Source organism: Mesorhizobium sp. M1A.T.Ca.IN.004.03.1.1 (genome assembly GCF_003997555.1).
Lineage (GTDB): Bacteria > Pseudomonadota > Alphaproteobacteria > Rhizobiales > Rhizobiaceae > Mesorhizobium.
This window is the reverse complement of sequence record NZ_RZTV01000230.1, coordinates 1-278: the sequence shown is the minus strand read 5'-3', so window position 1 is coordinate 278 and position 278 is coordinate 1. Positions and strand designations below refer to the sequence as shown.

Annotated in this window: 1 pseudogene; it reads right to left on the bottom strand. The window is 58.3% G+C overall.

Annotated elements, in window-relative coordinates:
• Positions 1 to 57 precede the first annotated feature (57 nt).
• A pseudogene (locus EOD29_RS31470) lies at positions 58 to 278 on the bottom strand (ABC transporter substrate-binding protein); the annotation flags it as partial.

Sequence of the window (278 nt, the reverse complement as noted above, 5' to 3'; positions counted from 1 at the left end):
CCCAGGTCTAGCCCAGGACTGGCAATGAACCGGTCTCAGGCCAGGATATCGCGCAGCTTACTGACCGAAGACTTCGTTCCAGCGATCGATCCAGTCGGCCTTGGCAGCGTTCATCTTGGCATAGTCGATGCGGGTGAGGCCTGCCACCATATCCGCGCCATAGGTCCAGATCTTCGCCTGGTCCGGCGTCAGGCTGACCTTTGTCGAGATCGGCGCATCGACGCCTTGTTCGGCTTCAGCCTGCTGGACTTCTTTGGACAGGATGAAGTTGATGAACT